Here is a 17,323-nt window from a genome sequence, read left to right as displayed (position 1 = left end):
GGGACTTGCTTGAAGACGTCAATTAGGGTGCTCATTACTTCTTCCATTACGAGGTTGAGTCATCCTAATTTTTCTATAGGTAATTTAAAACAGCCCTGGCCTCGCTTACAAGCAGTGAGCAAGCATGAAATTAAAGTTCTAAGCCCATCAATATCCTTAGCAGAATTTTCTCTATAGAGACTGAGATTAGATCCTGTTTTTTATGAAGGCTTGATATTTACCAGAGTTTTTGTTGAGGAAGTACTGATAGCTATCTCCTGAAAAAGTGAGCATTTTATCAAATAAATTTTAATAAAGATATTGAGGCAATACTACTTGCTTATTGCAAAAATAGTGCAGGACTGATTTCCAGAAGATTTACTTCTAGAGAATTCAGCTAGAAAACAGATTATTAGGCTTATATTGAAAGAAAAGCCTACAAGAAAGATTAGGGTTGTCTTCTCAGTTTGTGATACAAAATAATAGTTAACATCAGTTTAAACCTAAATATATGATATTTATCTCAAGAGAATATTACATGTTTCTGTCTGGATGTTTTCTCTTGCCTGCAAGTAGTTTATATTGATGGATACTTTTTGGTCGTGTGTCAGAGGATTAGGTGTAAGTATTACTGCTAATAACTTCTGAAGATATATTTTTTACCTAATGATAGCTCTATCAGAATATTGATTAATAAAAATCAGGCTTGTCTAGATGTTTGAGTTGGATGAAAGAATAATTTCTTTATTAAATGTATGAGCAAACATTGTCTATATAGAGAGTGCCAATGGTTTTATTTAGCAATCATTTAGCCTTAGCACAACGGCTAAAATTCTCTAGCACTGCCTGTGCTATAGCGGGAGGTATTATCCTTGCCTCGAATACAGAAATTAGTGGCTATGGCTTTCTTTTTCTTGCTGTGAGTTCGGGTCAAATGTTGCTCTCAAGTATTTTGCTTCGAGATCAATCGATGACACTTTATTCTGCATCCCTTTTTATTTGTGTAGACTGCTTAGGTATTTTTCGCTGGATTCTAAGCTAACAATCGTAAATTTTTGATATTTCAACTAGGAGGAGTCAATGCTTTGGGATATCTACCCAGAAGAACTTGAAGTATTAACTCTGCATGATGCATATTTAACATTAGCTGGAGACCCTCCTTCAAAAATCCCATTCTTCGTGTGGTTGTTTGAAAATCCCAATAGTCCATTCGCGTTGCCAGGCAAGATTGACTTATACCAACATGATTGCCTACACCTATTGTTAAAAAAGGGATTTGACTCTTTTGGAGAAGCCTATGTCCTTGGATTCGCGATGGGAAATGACCCAAATACTCATTGGCGCCATCTAGTGCTGTTTAAATGGATTGCCCGGTTTCTTTACCCCAGCCCTTATTGTTTAAGTCAGAGAGAATTGGAAGAGTTTAATGCAGGGGTCAAACATGGGCAACAGGTGCCGTTTAAAAGTTTAAATTGCTCTGACTTTAAATTTCTACGAACCCATCAACTACCAGCTTTACGTAATATTTTAGGGATTGAGTGATGGGGCTGCTATCAAATAGCTTTTTGAGTTGGCAAGGCGATCGCTATATCTACTCGTTTCAATTTAACTAACAAAGTTTTGGCTAACGCTTCAACTGCTTCGTTTGGCCGTAACGGGTATTTGCTCGTTTGCTTCCTGAGTATCTACGGCTGGGGGAAGAGCCGCCGGGCTGGGGGAGGGGCGATCGCTCAGGCCTTTGATGACAATGTACAGAATCGGCACCACAAATAGACTTAGGAAGGTGGCAATAAACATGCCCCCAAAGACCGCTGTTCCCAAGGATTGACGGCTACCAGCGCCAGCCCCAGAGGCCACCACTAGAGGAAAAATACTGCTAAGGGTGGAAATGGCGGTCATCAAAATGGGCCGGAGTCGCTGCTGCGCCGCTTGAAGTGCGGCTTTGGGAATAGATAACCCTTCCGCGCGCAATTGATTGGCAAATTCAACAATCAGAATGGAGTTTTTACTGGCGAGGCCAATTAACATCACCAGGCCAATTTGGCAGTAAATATCGTTGGAAAATCCTCGCAGGATTTGAGCCCCTAAAGCCCCTAATACCGCCAGAGGAACCGAGAGCATAATGATGACCGGGTCCACATAGCTCTCGTACTGGGCTGCAAGCACCAAAAACACAAGCACCAGCCCCAAGCTGAAAATAAGGGTGGCTTGACCGCCAGACTCAATTTCTTCTAAAGAGATGCCTGACCATTCAAAGCCCAGGCCAGGTGGGAGTATTTTGGCAGCGATATCTTCCATCGCTTGTAAGGCTTGCCCCGAACTCACGCCCGCCTTTGCCGCCCCGTTAATCTCAATGGAACGATATTGATTGTAGTGATTAATGGTTTGGGCACCCGTTACCGAAGTAATAGTGACTAAATTACTGAGAGGGATCATCTGATCCGTGCCGGAGCGGACATATAGCTTGCCAATATCATCCGGATTGGAGCGAAACTGCTGATCGGCCTGCACATAGACCCGATAGGTACGGCGACCCAGACTAAAATCATTAACATACCGGGAGCCCAAATAAATTTGCAATGTGTCGAATATTTCATCAACATCAACTTGTAAAGCTTTGGCTCGCTGACGATTTACTTCAATTTGGAGCTGCGGAGTATTGGCCCCATAGGTGGTAAAAGCGCCTTCTAGAGCGGGATGGTCGTTGGCAGCCCCCAACAATTTGCCCATATTGCCTACAAACTCGTCTAGGCTCATATTCTCAGTTCGGTCTTGAAGCTGAAACGTAAAGCCTCCATAGCTGCCCAGCCCACGAATAGAAGGGGGGTTAATGGCTAAGATGCGCGCTTCAGGAATCTGAAACAATTGACCTCGAACTCGGTTAATAATGGCCTCAGCTTTCTGCTCTGGCGCACGCCGTTCAGACCAGGGTTTGAGGGTAGTAAAGACAATCCCTTTATTAGAGGCATTGCCTCCAAAGCTAAATCCCCCCACCGCAAAAGTAGCTCGCACTTCTGGGATGGGCAGCATGACTTCTTCAATTTTTGTCATCACATCACTGGTGTACTCCAGCGAGACACCATCGGGTGCTCCGACAATGGTGAGGAAATAGCCTTGATCTTCTTCCGGTAAAAAGGCTGAGGGAACGGTGGTGTAGAGCCATGCCGTTAGGGTTAGCAAAGCGGCAAAGATCGCTAAAACGAGATATTTAAATCGATTCATCCAGTCCAAAATCTTGCCATAGCTCTGGCGTAACCGATCTTGGAGGCGATTAAACCCGTTAAACCCCGGTGCCAACCAACTCGGAATGCTGGGATTTTGCTGCAACAGTAACCCGGATAGGGTAGGCGTCAGGGTGAGGGCGTTGAAAGTGGAGAGAGCGATCGCAAATGCAATCGTTAATGCAAACTGTTGATACAGCGCCCCCGTCGTCCCCGGGAAAAAGGCGACGGGTACAAACACCGCCATTAAAACCAGAGAGGTAGCAATCACCGCTCCTGTTAGCTCTTGCATGGCGACAATAGCAGCCTGTCGCGGATTAATGCCCTCGTTCTGAATTTTGGCCGCGACATTTTCGACCACCACAATTGCATCATCCACCACCATGCCCGTGGCTAGGGTGAGGCCGAACAGGGTCAGACTGTTGATGGAAAAGCCAAACAGCTTCACAAATACAAAGGTGCCAATCAGGGAAATGGGAATGGTGACGGCGGGAATAATGGTGGTGCGCCAATCTTGCAAAAAGACGAAGATCACCAGAACCACCAAGCCAACGGCTTGAATTAAGGTCCAGATCACTTCGGTTAAAGACTGTTCCACATAATCGGTGGTGTCAAAGCCAATGTCATAGGTCATCCCAGGGGGGAAATCTTGGGATAGGGCTGCCATGGTTTCCTTTACGCCCCGGGCAACCTCTAGGGCATTACTCCCGGGAATTTGAAAAATGCCTAGACCCACCGCTTCTTTACCCCGAAACCGCAGAAATGAGCCGTAATTTTCAGCCCCAAGTTCAACTCGACCCACATCCTTCAACTTGATAAGGTTGCCGTCGGTCGCGTCAATGACCACGTCTTCAAATTCTTCGATGGTGTTTAACCGACTTTCGGCACGGATGTCAATTTGAAACTGCTGGCCCGTCGGAGCAGGGGGTTGACCAATTTGTCCGGCCCCCACTTGGATATTTTGTTCTTGCAGGGCATCCACCACATCTTGCCCGGTCAGATTGCGCTTCGCCAACCGCTCTGGATCCATCCATAGGCGCATGGCATATTTGCGTTCGCCAAAAATGGTGACATCCCCAACCCCTTGGACCCGCTTCAGGGCATTGGTCAGATACAAGTCTGCATAGTTACTCAGGAAAATACTGTCATACTCATCATCCTCACTGAAGAGGCCAAAGCCCATAAGGATGCTGCTGGATTGCTTAGTCACCCGAACGCCGGTTTGTTGAACTGCCGCTGGTAACTGCGACTCCACACTAGAAACGCGATTCTGCACATCTACAGCAGCTAAATCTTGGTCGCGGTTATTGTTAAAGGTGGCGGTGATGGAGCTGGTGCCGCTGTTGCTGCTGCTAGAGGTCATGTAGCGCAGACCTTCGACTCCATTAATTTCCCGCTCCAGGATGCTGGTAACGCCATTTTCGACGGTGGCAGCATCAGCACCAATAAAGTTGGCCTGAATACTGACCTGTTTAGGACTGATATCCGGATATTGGGCAATGGGTAAGGTGGGGAGGCAGACCAGGCCCATTAACAGAATAAGCAGGGCACAAACGGTCGTCAGGACGGGCCGCTTAATAAAAAAGTTGACAAGCATAAGAGGAGGAGAGGACGGTGGCTAGGGGAAAAGCAAGAAATAAGCAGGCACAGCCAAGGAAAGAGTCGTAAGGGGAAAAAGACGAGGTGAGGTAAACGTTAAGGCACCTTACTGGGGCGGTTTGTCTGTGGACGGTTTGCCGGTATCAAGGCGGAGCGTCGCCCCATCTCTTACGCTTTGTAGGCCGGAAACAATGATGGTTTCACCGGTTTGGAGGCCATCCAATACTTGATAGTCATTGCCCTGAATGCTGCCCAGCTTAACGGGCTGTTGACGGGCCACCATCGGCGGGATTTTACCCTGCTGCGGCTGAGGCTGATCGGCAATAAAGACAAACGCCTTACCCCCAAGACGAGTGATTGCAGTGGCGGGAACCAGAACGCCCGGACGGGTTTGCCAGATTACCTTGGCATTGACACGCTGACTATCTCGTAATTTACCCTGGGGATTGGCGAAATTGGCTTTGGCTAAGATAGATTCGTTACTCGCTGTCGGGGAAACGAAACTAATTTGCCCCTTAGCGATAATCTGCTGTGAAGTGTCAGATGATTTGTCGGGATAAAGTTCGACTGGCAATCCGACCTTTAACTGATCTTGTTCACTGATTGGAATATTGAGATCCAGTTCTAGGGTCTGATTCTGCGTAATGGTGGTTAAGGTATCCCCTGCTTCGACGTAGGACCCTAACTTGATAGGAATATCTCCGACCACGCCGGTGATGGGAGCAATGACCCGAGTATCTTGGAGATCTTCTCGCGCTGATAGCGCTCCGGCTTTGGCTTGATCGAGACTCGCCCGGGATTGAGATAAGTTGGCTTGGGCGGCTCGAATTTGTTCATCTGCTGCTCTCAGGGTGGCTTGGGCAGAGGTGCGATCGCGACGGACTTGATCCAACACTTGTTTAGCCAAGACCCCTTGTTTGACCAACTGTTCGGTGCGTTTGAACTCTGTATTTTGCAGCTCCAATTCTGCCAGGGCTCTAGCCCGTTCAGCTTCAGCAGCTTTGAGTTGAGCTTGGGCGTTGCGACTGGCAGCTGTTGCTACATTCACATTTGCGATCGCAGCCCCAAAATCTGCTTGAGATTTCTCTGGACTCAGTTGAACAATGGGCTGTCCTGGCGAGACGCGCGCGCCAGATGAGACAAAAATTTGGGTGACGCGCCCCTCGATCTCAGGTCGCAGAACCACCCCCTGCTTGGCTTCTAGGGTGCCGAAGAAGGTCGAGCCCTGTTTAACGGGGCTCGTTTGAACTTGCTGAACTTTGACTAAAACGCTAGAAGGGGGCTGTTGCCCAGTTGACGGTGCTTGCGTGGGCCAGAATCGCCAGACGGCGATCCCCGCCCCCACAAGGACGGCACCAGCAATCAGCCAATTCCGGCTGCTGCGTTTTTTTAAGGACTTGATCGTCGAGTTAAGAGACTGCTCAGCGACAGCGATTTGCTTCTCGACCGGCTCTTGTAGATTTGATGTTTCAGACGTTTCCATAGGACGACGCTGGCGGAATAGAAATTGGAACCCAAACTAAGATCTAAATGAATTTTTAAAATGAGGCTCGCATCGCCCAATTCTAGATCCCCTGAAGAATATAAAGGGAATATAAAGTCCATTCTAGTGTGGATTTCCCAGGATGGGGGAGAAGCTTGATAACCCAGTGCTGTTTAGTCTGAGTGAGGTGGGTTAGGGATTGTTTGTGGGCTCAGAGCGGGTCGGGGTTAATTGTTGCTGTACGTGACGCCCAAATTCAGCGGGAAGTTTGGTAATCGCCTCTTGAATAAAGGCTTTGACGAATCGATCACGACGGTGGAGTTGAAACTGACGTTGCACTACTTCCGTCATCCCGCCGTCTCCCCAGGCTTGATCATTACGGAAATATTCAATAAAGCTTTTCCCCGCAATCCGAGTTAAATAGGCCGCCCCCACGCTTTGAATCGTTTTACCAACGACGAATCCCACGACGCTAAATTGCAAGGCTCGGGCAAACACTTCGATGGCGCCTTTGACAATGCCAAGGCTAACCATGGTTTTGGCAAGGGAGAGGGCCAGATCCTTGGCCCGTTCTAAGGTCAAATCACAGCCGTAAATTTTGGCGATTTCAATCACCATTTGGGTATTGACGGCAGCCGTCGCCAACAAATCAATCACAGGAACCGGCGTCACCCAAATAACCCCGGCACCAATCCATTGAAATCGATCTACAATTTGGTCGGCTTGTTGCCGACGTTCTCGATCGATCTGTTGTCGAGCCTCGGTTCCCAGGCGTTGGGACTGCAGCAAAATATTATCGGCAAATAAATCCTCTCCTTCTGCTCGTAGGATCTGGGAGATGCGCTGTAGCAATGCGTCGAGTTCCGGCTCTGGCGCTAGGAGTTCGCCCGAGGGAAGACGCAGGGGTTGGGGATGAGCTGCGATCGCAACCACGTCTTCCGTTTGAATCCAATGTTGCACCCGTTCTTGGAGTCGCCGTTGAATCTGGGTCTGATCAGTCGCCGTGTAGCAATCCGTTTTATTAAAAACCAATAGGGATCGTTTGCCCATTCGCCCTAATGCCCGTAGGGGTTGGTACTCGGATTGGGTTAAATCACCATCCACAACAAATAGGAGTAAATCGGCTTCTGTGGCTAATTTACGGGCGGCTTGTTCGCGGTCAGTGCCGGCAATACCGGGTTCAGAGAGACCTGGGGTATCCGTTATTAGCAATTCCTGATCGATCCCGCGCAATTGACAGCGAAATGTTTGCCCCACCTCAGTGGTGCCTATCGTCGCCCCTACTTCTCCCACCATGTGGCCGACAACCGCATTGACTAGGGATGTTTTACCTGCAGACCCCGTCCCGAATACAACGATTTTAAGCTCCCGTCGCTTAAAGGTTTTGGCCATCTGCCGGGTTTGTTGTAGTAGGGCTTGGCGGGTGACTTCATCCTGAATTTGCTGAATTTGGCGATGGACAGCCCGCAAATTGGAGGCGGCGGCATCCACCTTATCTTCAGGCACTTGTGGAGGATGGTGTTGCTTTGTCTTTTTCTTCCCTCGAAATTGCCAAGCATAGTAGAGGAAAATTCCTATCAACACTGCCATCAAGGCAATCAGACAGAAGACCAACAGATTGGCTAAAAAAGGGGACGTTAGGGCAATTTGACCGTACAGCCACTGTAGAGAACTGATCAGCCACAGCATTAGCCCCAGAATGAGGGTGAGGCCTAACAGTAATAAAACCAGGCGGGGCCAGGACATGGCTTAGGGCATGTATTTGGTAACGCGTTTCAGCCCTGGGAGATTGAGGGATTGTCGTCGCCACACCCGCACCATTAACCAGACGTTGTTAAGGAAATATCCAGAGGTCAATACGCTATTGAATAGGAGGAGGGAAATTCCCATGCCTTGGGCATTTTCGGCATTCGCAACCGCAACGCCAGAGGTCAAGCCAAGGGTTCCCAGCAACCAGGCTAGACCGACCAGGATCGCGACTCGACTCACTTCCCGCTGTTTGCGATCGCTGTCCCGACGATTGAGGGTCCAAATGGCGGGCACAACCCCAAAAATCGGCACCAAATAAATAAACAGCAGGAGCCGTTTTAAGGATCTATTCTCAAAGACATCGCGAGAATCTTCCATAACATTCGGGTAGAGATAGGCCTAAGGAGATACCCCCATCCTAGAACATTGATGATCCGTCCTCATGGCACCTAGTCTGCTAAAAGCTTGCAAGGTGGACGTTGGCCCCGCTTGCCATCTCAAGACCTTTTCTTAGAACCAAAAGGGGAGCGGAATGGGAGAGGTGTTACCGAATAAACCGAAGGTAATTGCGATCACAACTAAGACCAACGTATACACACTCATCACCAATGAGATCCCCGTTGACCAAACGCCAATTTTAGGGAGGAAGGACAAAAGCAAACCATTACCTACCAGCAATGGGATCAAGCAGAAGAGCAATCCCAGTAGGGTGGAAACCAGCAATGGTAAAAGGGCTGCATTCCCCACCTTTAAAGGTGCAATAGCGGTGTTGTAAAGCGCAAGACTGGCATACTTCCCTAGCAAAAATCCCGCAAGACCCCCTGCTAAAATTTCAACTATTTTTCTCCAAGACATAAGCTACTTTCTCCACAATGATTTTGAGGATAGTTCCGTCGTAAAGTCGGTATTGTCAGACCCACAAGTTGAGGTCAAAACGGTCGGGGTCTAGTCAAACATTGAATCCTAGCTGAACGCTTACCTGCCCACTTCATAAATGCTGAGAGATTAGTCATTAATTAGGCTAGATCATGACCGATGCCATCGCTATGGCGTCCTTAGTATAGGAGATGCCTCTCTACCTGTTTAGTGTGTACCAGACTTCACTCAAATTAAACAGGTGATTCAGATAGATCCCCAACCCTGACCTACCAGCCTCACCTCCAAATCTATGGGCATGATGGCGATGGGAGGATGTCGATCAAGCTCAGACATATAAGCGAAGGAACGCCGATGCCCTAACCTTACTGGGTTGCCGTATTCGAGGGAGCTTGCAGGGTTTGGGCCGCAATCTCTTTGATTTTTCCTTTGGCTTCTTTCGTCTCAGCAATGTTTTCAGCCTGTAGGAATAAGGATTGGGCGGTCTGCATATCTCCCTCCTCGCCTCTTAAAATCGCTTTTCCAACCATCGCCTTAATTTCTTGAGGATGTTGCGTCAGAATTTTATCGTAGGTATTTTCAGCCTTTTGCTTGTCCCCAGTTAATTCATAAAGGTCAGCCAAGTTAAACTTTAGTCCGACATCATTGCTCTTTTGGGCCACGATTTTCTCTAATAACGGCACCGCTTTGGCCGGTTGACCGATCTCCAAATAATGGTCATAAACCGAAATCAGCGAATTCAAATTGTTAGGATCTCGGGTCAAGACGTCTTGATGATCCGCAATCGTTTGTTGGGTGGCTTTGGCCTGCTGCGGTTGTTGATTCGACCACAGTGACGTGAGGGCAAACCCCATCGCTAGCACTCCGACGACCCCTGCGGAAATTAAACCTAGGGTCAAGGCGGGGCGACGAGCAGCCGTAGGCACAAACTTTTTGAGAGACGTACTCTGGGATAGGCTTGAGGCTAAATCTTGTCCAGATTGGACCGAACGAGCTTTGCAGAGTTCAGAAGTGATCCACACCAATGCATCTGAGGAGCCTGAGGCCCGGAGGACCGGCATGCCATCTATCCGCACAATGGGGATGGAGGAATAAAAGCGGCGATAGTTGGTGCGAGCGTTTTCTAGGCGAATGATGAGCGGCTCTAGACATTTTTCAATTTGTAATTGCCCCAAGGGCCCTTCTTCTAGCCGATCACATTGGGTAAAAATCAGCGCCATTGGGTATTGGAGATTGTGATGTTTGATCAAGGATGCGATCGCAGTCACGAGTTCAATAATGTCTTTCACCGAATCCAAATAAGCCGGATCGTTGATTAAATCATACGCATTGATAAAAACACAACAACCCTGCGAACTCAAAATCATCGATTGAAAATTGCGATTCTTCATATCGCAAATTTCCCCCGGCATATCCCACCATCGGAAATAACAGAGGGTCTGCGTGCCCCAAGGCCGCTGTTGTTTCAAGCTAAAGTTAAAGCCTGAAATTTTCATGGTCGGGGGTGGATATTGCCCTGTTTGGGCAATATAGTTCATTACCCCCTGGATATTTTCGTGAGCCTCTTGATCCTGGCAGTCAAACCATACCTTTTTCTGTTGATCTCCCTCATAGCTGGAGTTCGATTCGGTATAACTACCCACCAAAAACACAGTTTTGCCAACCCCACGATCTCCGATACTCAGTAGATTTAGGGCTTTTGGATCATCTCCGAAGAATAAGCTCATTGTTTTCGTTATGTTTAATTTCTACAGAACAAACGGTGGAGGTGGGGAATGCAACTGTTGACGGTGTAGATATTGTCATCGACCCATTTTGAAACAGAGTGGATATGATTTTGGAAACGGATCAGCTAGATAGCAGGCTTGAACGGGTCGTGAAATCAGCTCAATCTTCAGTGCAAGATTATTGAACAGCGTTCCCTCTATATTTGATTTGGTGGTTATGGTTAGCCGCTTCAGAGGAATGGGCAACTGGCTGATCTAAACTGAGCTGGTTAACCAACTCACCCCTAGCTTCGGGGGATAACTCGGTATCCTTGTCGATATTTTCAAGTTCTAGAGCAGTTTGTAGACGTTTAACCGTTCGGTTAATCTCTCCATCCAGCAGCCCCGTTAATGCCTTTGCTGCTTTGACAAGTAGAAAAACACCAGAGGTACAGTTTGCCAGAATGACATATCCTTCCTGAGCTTGAACTGTAATCTTCTCAATGCCTTGCCACTGTAACTCTTCATGAGTACTTCTAGCCAGATATAGCATTGTGCCTGCGATAATAAGGGCACTATCTTCACTGATACCCACGGGAGAAGTAATGGGGAGGCCTTCTAGGGACACTAAAAAAGCACTTTGAATCCCAATCGGCTTTGCAATCAGCTCATGTAAGATTTGGTTGACATAGCTCATTTCGCTTGAACCAGCGTGAGCTGCAGGAGCTTCGGCTGCCTCAGCAGAGGATGATTGAAGCTGTGGTGTAGGGTCTGTTTTTCGCTTATTTGAAGGTTGGAGGATTGTTTTTTGTGTTGCCAGCGATTGGGCTAAATCATCGGACTGCTGGTTTTGGTAAGAAGCCAGCCTAGATTGGCGATCGGTGGCAGGCACGAAAATGTTCAGCAATTCCTGCATTTGCAGAAAAGTACGGCTGTAATTGCGAATATCATCGGGGATATCAACGCCAATCCGAATGGGAGGATATCCTCGAATATCCGGAATTGAAACATTGTCTAAGGCACCGTTACTCAAATTACTTTTATTGACGATTGAAATAGGGCCTCGCTGCAGACAGATAAAGATGCTGTTGAGGTGGGCTTCGGTCAGCGGTTCTGCTAAGTGGTAGCTCACAAAATAGGGAACATGACGGCCTACATCGTCAGTGGCATCTCCATATAGCCAGCCAAATAGCGTGTGGTTGGCGTTGATTTGATAGAGGTAAGCGGCGCGATAGTCTGCTGCAGGAGGGTTATAGGAGTTCCAACGCAAATAGACTACTTGATGAACAAACGCATGCTGAATCTCCTTCGGGATTTGCGGGCTAGACAAATGCCGAAAGCCAGTATTGGGGAAACTAGTATAAACGAGCTGTCCGAGGGACTGTAGCATGATAGGTTCTAACAATACAGGCGCTGAATCGTCAATTGACGGGCTTAATTCACGATTCAGCAGCGTCAACTCACTAGACGAAACATTACTCTCACCACTATCCTGCCTCAAAACAGTATTTGTCACCAGCATTTTTGTCATCTTGAACCTAATCGATATCCTCTGAAATCACGCAACTGATAGGGCCTCTTTTCACAACCCTTGGCGATAAGCCGTATCGGACTAAAACAGTTTAATGATTGATGAGATAAAAGAAGCAACTGAACCGATTGGAATGAGACCTCCAAAGGCAAACGTTGTGCGTTTGGAGTCATAGGTGGCATGGTTGCTCGTCCTTCCTCCCCCATCAGAACCCGGTGTCAGGTTATCGATTTCTGTCATATTGGACGCCGAGGAGAATATGCTTTGCGTCTCAAAATAGAGAAAAGTCAGAAAACCAGACCCAGCTGAGATGGTTTCTTGTTCTTGGTCGGATAAGTCATCGAATAACTCAGACTGTGAATCTGGTGTTAATGAAGCCTTAGGGTTGTTTTGTAATTGAGACATTGTCTTGCTCCTCAAAAAGATAAATTAGCAGTGATTCAAAAACTTCTGATGTTCACCAGGCTGGTTTTCCAGTGTCGCAAAGTCGCCTTCTAGCAGCAGTTGGCCTTTTTCCATTTGAACCAGCCATTCTGCTCGTTTGATGGTGCTGGGACGGTGAGAAATCATAATAGTCGTTTTGCCTTTTCGATGAGTCAGCAATTTATCTAACACTTCTGCTTCACTAACCGGATCTAGACCGGCTGTGGACTCATCCAAAATTAAAATCGGCGGATCATTGACAATTGCACGGGCAATGGCCAGTCGTTGCCGTTGTCCCCCCGAAAGGTTGGCCCCAAATTCTCCTAAAACCGTTTGATAGGTATTGGGTAACTCACTGATAAAGCTGTCCGCATTGGCGATTTGACAGGCTTGAACGACTTGCTCTAAAGAAACTTGAGGGTTGCCCAACTGGAAGTTCTCAATTATTGAGCGGCTCCAAAAGTGGGGTTCTTGGGGTACAAATGAAACTTGTTGGCGAAGGGCCTCCAATGATAGGTCCTGGAGATTGTAGGGGCCAATCTTAACTGTTCCCGACTGCGGTTGATACAGCCCGGCAATAACTTTGGCAATGGTACTCTTGCCACAACCTGACTTGCCGATGATGACGGTCACTTTACCCCCAGGCAACTTTAGGGAAAAATCATCCAGAAGTGCCACACGCCCTGCATGGTGAAAATTCAAGTTGGAGCAATGGATATCATGTTCTCCGGACAGTTGGGCAAATGGTTTTTTGGCATCTCCCACGGATTCTGGTGTGGCATCAATGACCTCTAAGATGCGGCCAATGGCCGTTTGAGCCCGAAAATATTCATCTGTTAGGCTGATTAAGGTGGTCATTAGCGCAAGCATATTGCCTTGCATGGTATTGAAGGCCAGTAACTGACCAATACTGATCTCTTGCTGAATCACCAGCAAGCTCCCTATAGCCAAGAGCGCAACACTCCCCAGACTAGAAATCAACTGGGTAAATGTACCGTTGAGCACACTCAGCTGAATGGTACTAAAGGTTAAGTTGGTGAGCCGACCAAATCGGGACTGGAACTCTTCCCAAAATTGTGGGGCTGCATTGGTCGTTTTTAGGACCAATGCACCTTTGAAGGTCTCGACTAAAACCCCTTGATTCTCAGAAGACAAAATCAGCAAGCTACGGGTTTTGCGCCGCAATAATGGTAGAAACGGCAGGGTGGACAGGGTCATAACCAGGGCGATGCCGGCGGCGACTAACGTTAAGCTTGCACTGTAAAACAGCATAAAGCCGACAGAAATAATAGCAACGAAAACTTGACTGGGAACCCGCACCACAATTTGGGAAATCAGCTGATTCACCTCATTGATGTCTCGCAAACGACTAACAATTTCGCCACTCCGTCGAGATTCATAGTAATTGAGTGGAAGTTGCAAAATTTTGCGGCCAAATTCAAGAACGAGACCTAACTGCAATCGTTGACTAAAGTGGGCAATCAGATTAGACTGCATGATTTGCAGACTGCTGCTGAATACCTGGGAGATGACCACCCCCATGACGACGACGGTGAGTAAGTCGAGATCCTTACGAACCAGGACATCATCAGTCAAAATCTGAATGAGAAAAGGGCTGGATAGGGCCAATAGTCCCAGAACAACATTGATTAAAAGTGCTTGGCTTAAAATACTGCGGTAGGGCCAAATTCGGCTGATGAAGCGTGAAAACCCCCCTGATTTTGTCTCCTCTTCCCCTCGATCAGTGAAGCGATCGGAATCAGGCTCCAATAGAAGCATAATTCCATTCCATGATTCGAGCAGCTCTCGCTTGGTGAGATAGCGTATGCCGATGCCAGGATCAGCAACGACGTATTTACGCCCCCGTTTCCCATACAAAACAACCCAGTGATATCCTTTCCAATGGATCACGGCGGGTAGCAAGATTTCCTGTAGCCGATCAACTAGGGCTTCAGAAGCCTTAACTGAACGAGCATTGAACCCCAGGGCTTCTGCGCCCCGTTTGAGCCCTAACAGGGTAGTACCTAGTTGCCCAGTACCGACCACCTCTCGGCTGCGCGTAATGCTGAGAAGTCGTCCATAGTATTTACAGATGGTTGCTAAACAGGCAGCACCACAATCTTCTTCACTCCACTGCTTGACACATTGGTAGCTTCGACGGGATTTGAATAGAGGATTGAGGAGCAATAAAGCAGTCATGGAGAGGTAGGGATCTCATGTGATCAATCAATATAAGAAGCAGGAACTAAAAATTTGATAATAGTCGGGCCTTTTTGAGGACAAATTGCAAAACTGTTTCTTGTCGAGAGACAATATCGGCTCTGCCTTCCATTCCAAATTGCAGACGACACCAACGTTTTTGATCGCCCATGTATAACGTCCGAGGTTGAACCGTAACTTCGTAGAACGCGGGGCTAGCATTCGCAGGGACACCGGGTTCACTGGCAGGAATTGCGTCAGGTGACACACTCAGAATGGTTCCTTGCAATGTCCCGTAGTCAGTGTAGGGGCAGGCCGATACTCGCATCTGCACTGCTTGACCGGTTTTGACTTGGTTAATGTCTTGAGCACCGACTCTAGCTTTGATGGTTAGGGGGGCATTCCGAGGTGCAATTTGGGCAATGGCTGCACCGGGTTGAACCACCTGTCCCGGATTACGAAGATTAAGCTGTAAGACTGTCCCCTCAATAGGAGCGCGAATTTTAGTGCCTTGCAATTCATTTTCGATCTGTTGTAGTTCTTTCTGGGTCCGCTGTAGCTGTTTTTGAGCTTCAATTTGGGTCTGCATTAGCTGCTCTTTTTGCTGATTGAGGCCAGCTAGCGTCACACCTCCTCTTGCCCTCTCTTGAGCAATCTGCTCTAGGGATCTATCAATGTCGGCATCAGTTGGGTTAGTGGCAGCTTTAAGGCGCTTAATCCTGGCTGAGGCAGCTTGTAAGGCTGCTTCCTTCTCTTTAACTTGAAGTTTGGCAATGGCCCCCGACTTTTCTAGCTCTTTGAAACGCTGGTACTCTTCTGAAGCGAGGTTATACCCAGCCTGTGCTTCTTCCAAGTCTGCTTCAGTGCTGATCTTTAAATCCTGGTAGCGTCGACGATTAGCGGCTAGATTGGCTTCTGCTGCTGCTACAGAACGTCTAACGAACCGAGACTCAGCAACAATTTGATTATCTAGTGCTCTGAGTTGGGCATTAACCTGGTACTTTTGGAGGCTAATGGATTGGATATCGCCTTTGAGCTGGCTTTTTCGAGTTTGTAGCCCAGAATCATCCAACTGAGCAAACAAATCTCCTTTCTTAACAGCTTGGTTCTCTTCAACATTGATATGAGTGATTATCCCTTCAATACCGCTTTGGACAACACTTAAGCCCCCAGCCGGACGAATACTAGCAGGGGCTTTAACTGTAATGCTGAACTTAAGGATGGATGAAATCGCAACAGCACCACCAAACAGCAGAACGAGCACCATTCCTCCCATAGATATCCATGGGCTAATGGGAGGTAGAAATTCATCTTCCTGAACTAAGTGGAGGTGGTCAGTATTAAGAGCATTCATAACAGCCGTTCAGACTAGCACAAATTTAGATAGTTAAAGTACAAAACGTATTTATAAGAATCAATAGGAAGCATTTCTACCGATAAAAATGATGGGCAGAAAGGGGCGAAACGTAAAGTGGGACGCTAGACCTCTTACATAATTCAACTAACGATATGGAAGAAGAATGAAAATCCGAGTCAGAGCGCAGCCTAAGTTGAGTCATTAACACATCATGAAATGAATATTGCAAGAGGTCTACTTTAGAACAATCCTTACCTAGTGCAGCGTTAAAGCAGTGCAGCGTTAAAGCAGTGCAGCGTTAAAGCTAAAAATTGGAATTGATGCTTCTTGAAATCCTTGAAAAATAAGGCTTCTAGAAATCACAAATCCTAAAATTAAGTCTTGACGCTGCACTAGCTGGAATAGCTGTAAAATTGGCTCATAAACTAGAAGGCTAAAATCCTTTCTGCGCAGGTTATTTTACCTTGAGTTTACACCCTAATCAGGAGGCGTAGAGACATCAAGTTGTGTGGTTTTATTGATAATGCTTTCAATGTCTAAAGCATCAAATGTAGTTGATGAATAACTTCCATTTGGGCCAGCTATAGCAAATGAATTAACACCTAATTTATCGAGAAAATAACTCGACTCAACATTCTCATATAGACTTGTAAAAAAGCCTCCTATAACTAACTCTTGCTGCTGATCAGATAAGTCTATAAAAAGTTCATCTGACATGTTTTCACCTCATCAGGATAATGACTGACATAAATAAATGAGCTTCATGGTGGATTAAGTAGGGTTGGCTCGAAGAGATGAGCTAAGTTTTTTTTGTTAACTAAGCCAACAACCTTTTCTCATATAAGATTTAATCGAATTTACATTTCGAAACTTACATTAGCTTCTTATGTCAAACCTACTTGCATAACTATAGGAACACCTAAACAGATTAAATCCTTATTAGGAAAGAGGTTGATGTTTCTATAATTCTGAAAACTGCTATATCACTGTTGCTGCTTTCAGTACTTAAAATATGGGGCGAGGAATTATATATTTTCTAAGACTAAAAGTTACTACCTACACCCCATACTAGAATACTAGATAAATAAATTCAGATAGTATCCTTAGGTGAAAACATCGGTAAGCTTGAAGATTTCGCTGTTGATGTCAAGGGCTAAAGAATCAGTCTGAGAAGCACTGCCTCCAGGACCATTGATAACA

At 46.8% G+C, this 17,323-nt stretch carries 12 protein-coding genes; 1 reads left to right on the top strand and 11 read right to left on the bottom strand.

The annotated features are described in order from the left end of the window. Positions 1 to 1,059: 1,059 nt before the first annotated feature. Positions 1,060 to 1,521 (top strand): hypothetical protein, encoded by a 462-nt coding sequence (locus Q0991_RS11770; protein WP_299488670.1) that lies wholly within the window; start codon positions 1,060 to 1,062, stop codon positions 1,519 to 1,521. Positions 1,522 to 1,611: 90 nt separating this feature from the next. Here the strand turns inward: Q0991_RS11770 and Q0991_RS11765 are convergent, their stop codons facing one another. The 11 genes from Q0991_RS11765 to Q0991_RS11715 all read right to left on the bottom strand — a co-directional run bounded on the left by Q0991_RS11765 (position 1,612) and on the right by Q0991_RS11715 (position 16,840). After that, the gene (locus tag Q0991_RS11765) at positions 1,612 to 4,797 is read right to left on the bottom strand and encodes an efflux RND transporter permease subunit (protein ID WP_299488667.1); all 3,186 of its coding nucleotides are present in this window, start codon (positions 4,795 to 4,797) and stop codon (positions 1,612 to 1,614) included. Positions 4,798 to 4,905: 108 nt separating this feature from the next. Next, positions 4,906 to 6,282: an efflux RND transporter periplasmic adaptor subunit gene (locus Q0991_RS11760; protein ID WP_299488664.1), complete on the bottom strand. Its 1,377-nt coding sequence runs from the start codon at positions 6,280 to 6,282 to the stop codon at positions 4,906 to 4,908. A gap of 192 nt (positions 6,283 to 6,474) precedes the next feature. After that, positions 6,475 to 8,028, bottom strand: coding sequence for a GTP-binding protein (locus Q0991_RS11755; protein WP_299488662.1), 1,554 nt, complete (start codon positions 8,026 to 8,028; stop codon positions 6,475 to 6,477). Positions 8,029 to 8,031: 3 nt separating this feature from the next. Next, positions 8,032 to 8,409: a hypothetical protein gene (locus tag Q0991_RS11750; protein WP_299488659.1), complete on the bottom strand. Its 378-nt coding sequence runs from the start codon at positions 8,407 to 8,409 to the stop codon at positions 8,032 to 8,034. 132 nt (positions 8,410 to 8,541) lie between these two features. Beyond that, positions 8,542 to 8,886, bottom strand: a complete 345-nt coding sequence (locus tag Q0991_RS11745; RefSeq protein ID WP_299488657.1) for a hypothetical protein — start codon at positions 8,884 to 8,886, stop codon at positions 8,542 to 8,544. A gap of 386 nt (positions 8,887 to 9,272) precedes the next feature. Further along, positions 9,273 to 10,634 (bottom strand): tetratricopeptide repeat protein, encoded by a 1,362-nt coding sequence (locus tag Q0991_RS11740; protein WP_299488654.1) that lies wholly within the window; start codon positions 10,632 to 10,634, stop codon positions 9,273 to 9,275. A 178-nt stretch (positions 10,635 to 10,812) separates the two neighbouring features. Then, entirely contained in the window at positions 10,813 to 12,135 is a 1,323-nt protein-coding gene (locus Q0991_RS11735; protein WP_299488652.1) for a roadblock/LC7 domain-containing protein, read from the bottom strand. Positions 12,136 to 12,225: 90 nt separating this feature from the next. Further along, entirely contained in the window at positions 12,226 to 12,549 is a 324-nt protein-coding gene (locus Q0991_RS11730) for a hypothetical protein (RefSeq protein WP_299488649.1), read from the bottom strand. A gap of 24 nt (positions 12,550 to 12,573) precedes the next feature. Beyond that, positions 12,574 to 14,766 (bottom strand): peptidase domain-containing ABC transporter, encoded by a 2,193-nt coding sequence (locus Q0991_RS11725; RefSeq protein WP_299488647.1) that lies wholly within the window; start codon positions 14,764 to 14,766, stop codon positions 12,574 to 12,576. A 46-nt stretch (positions 14,767 to 14,812) separates the two neighbouring features. Continuing rightward, positions 14,813 to 16,120, bottom strand: coding sequence for an HlyD family efflux transporter periplasmic adaptor subunit (locus Q0991_RS11720; protein ID WP_299488645.1), 1,308 nt, complete (start codon positions 16,118 to 16,120; stop codon positions 14,813 to 14,815). Between the two features lie 480 nt (positions 16,121 to 16,600). Continuing rightward, complete coding sequence (locus Q0991_RS11715) at positions 16,601 to 16,840, bottom strand: CTB family bacteriocin (RefSeq protein ID WP_299488643.1); 240 nt, start codon at positions 16,838 to 16,840, stop codon at positions 16,601 to 16,603. Positions 16,841 to 17,323 lie beyond the last annotated feature (483 nt).

It is taken from the genome of Acaryochloris sp. IP29b_bin.137 (genome assembly GCF_028285745.1).
Classification (GTDB): domain Bacteria; phylum Cyanobacteriota; class Cyanobacteriia; order Thermosynechococcales; family Thermosynechococcaceae; genus Acaryochloris.
This window is presented reverse-complemented; position numbering and strand designations above follow the sequence as displayed.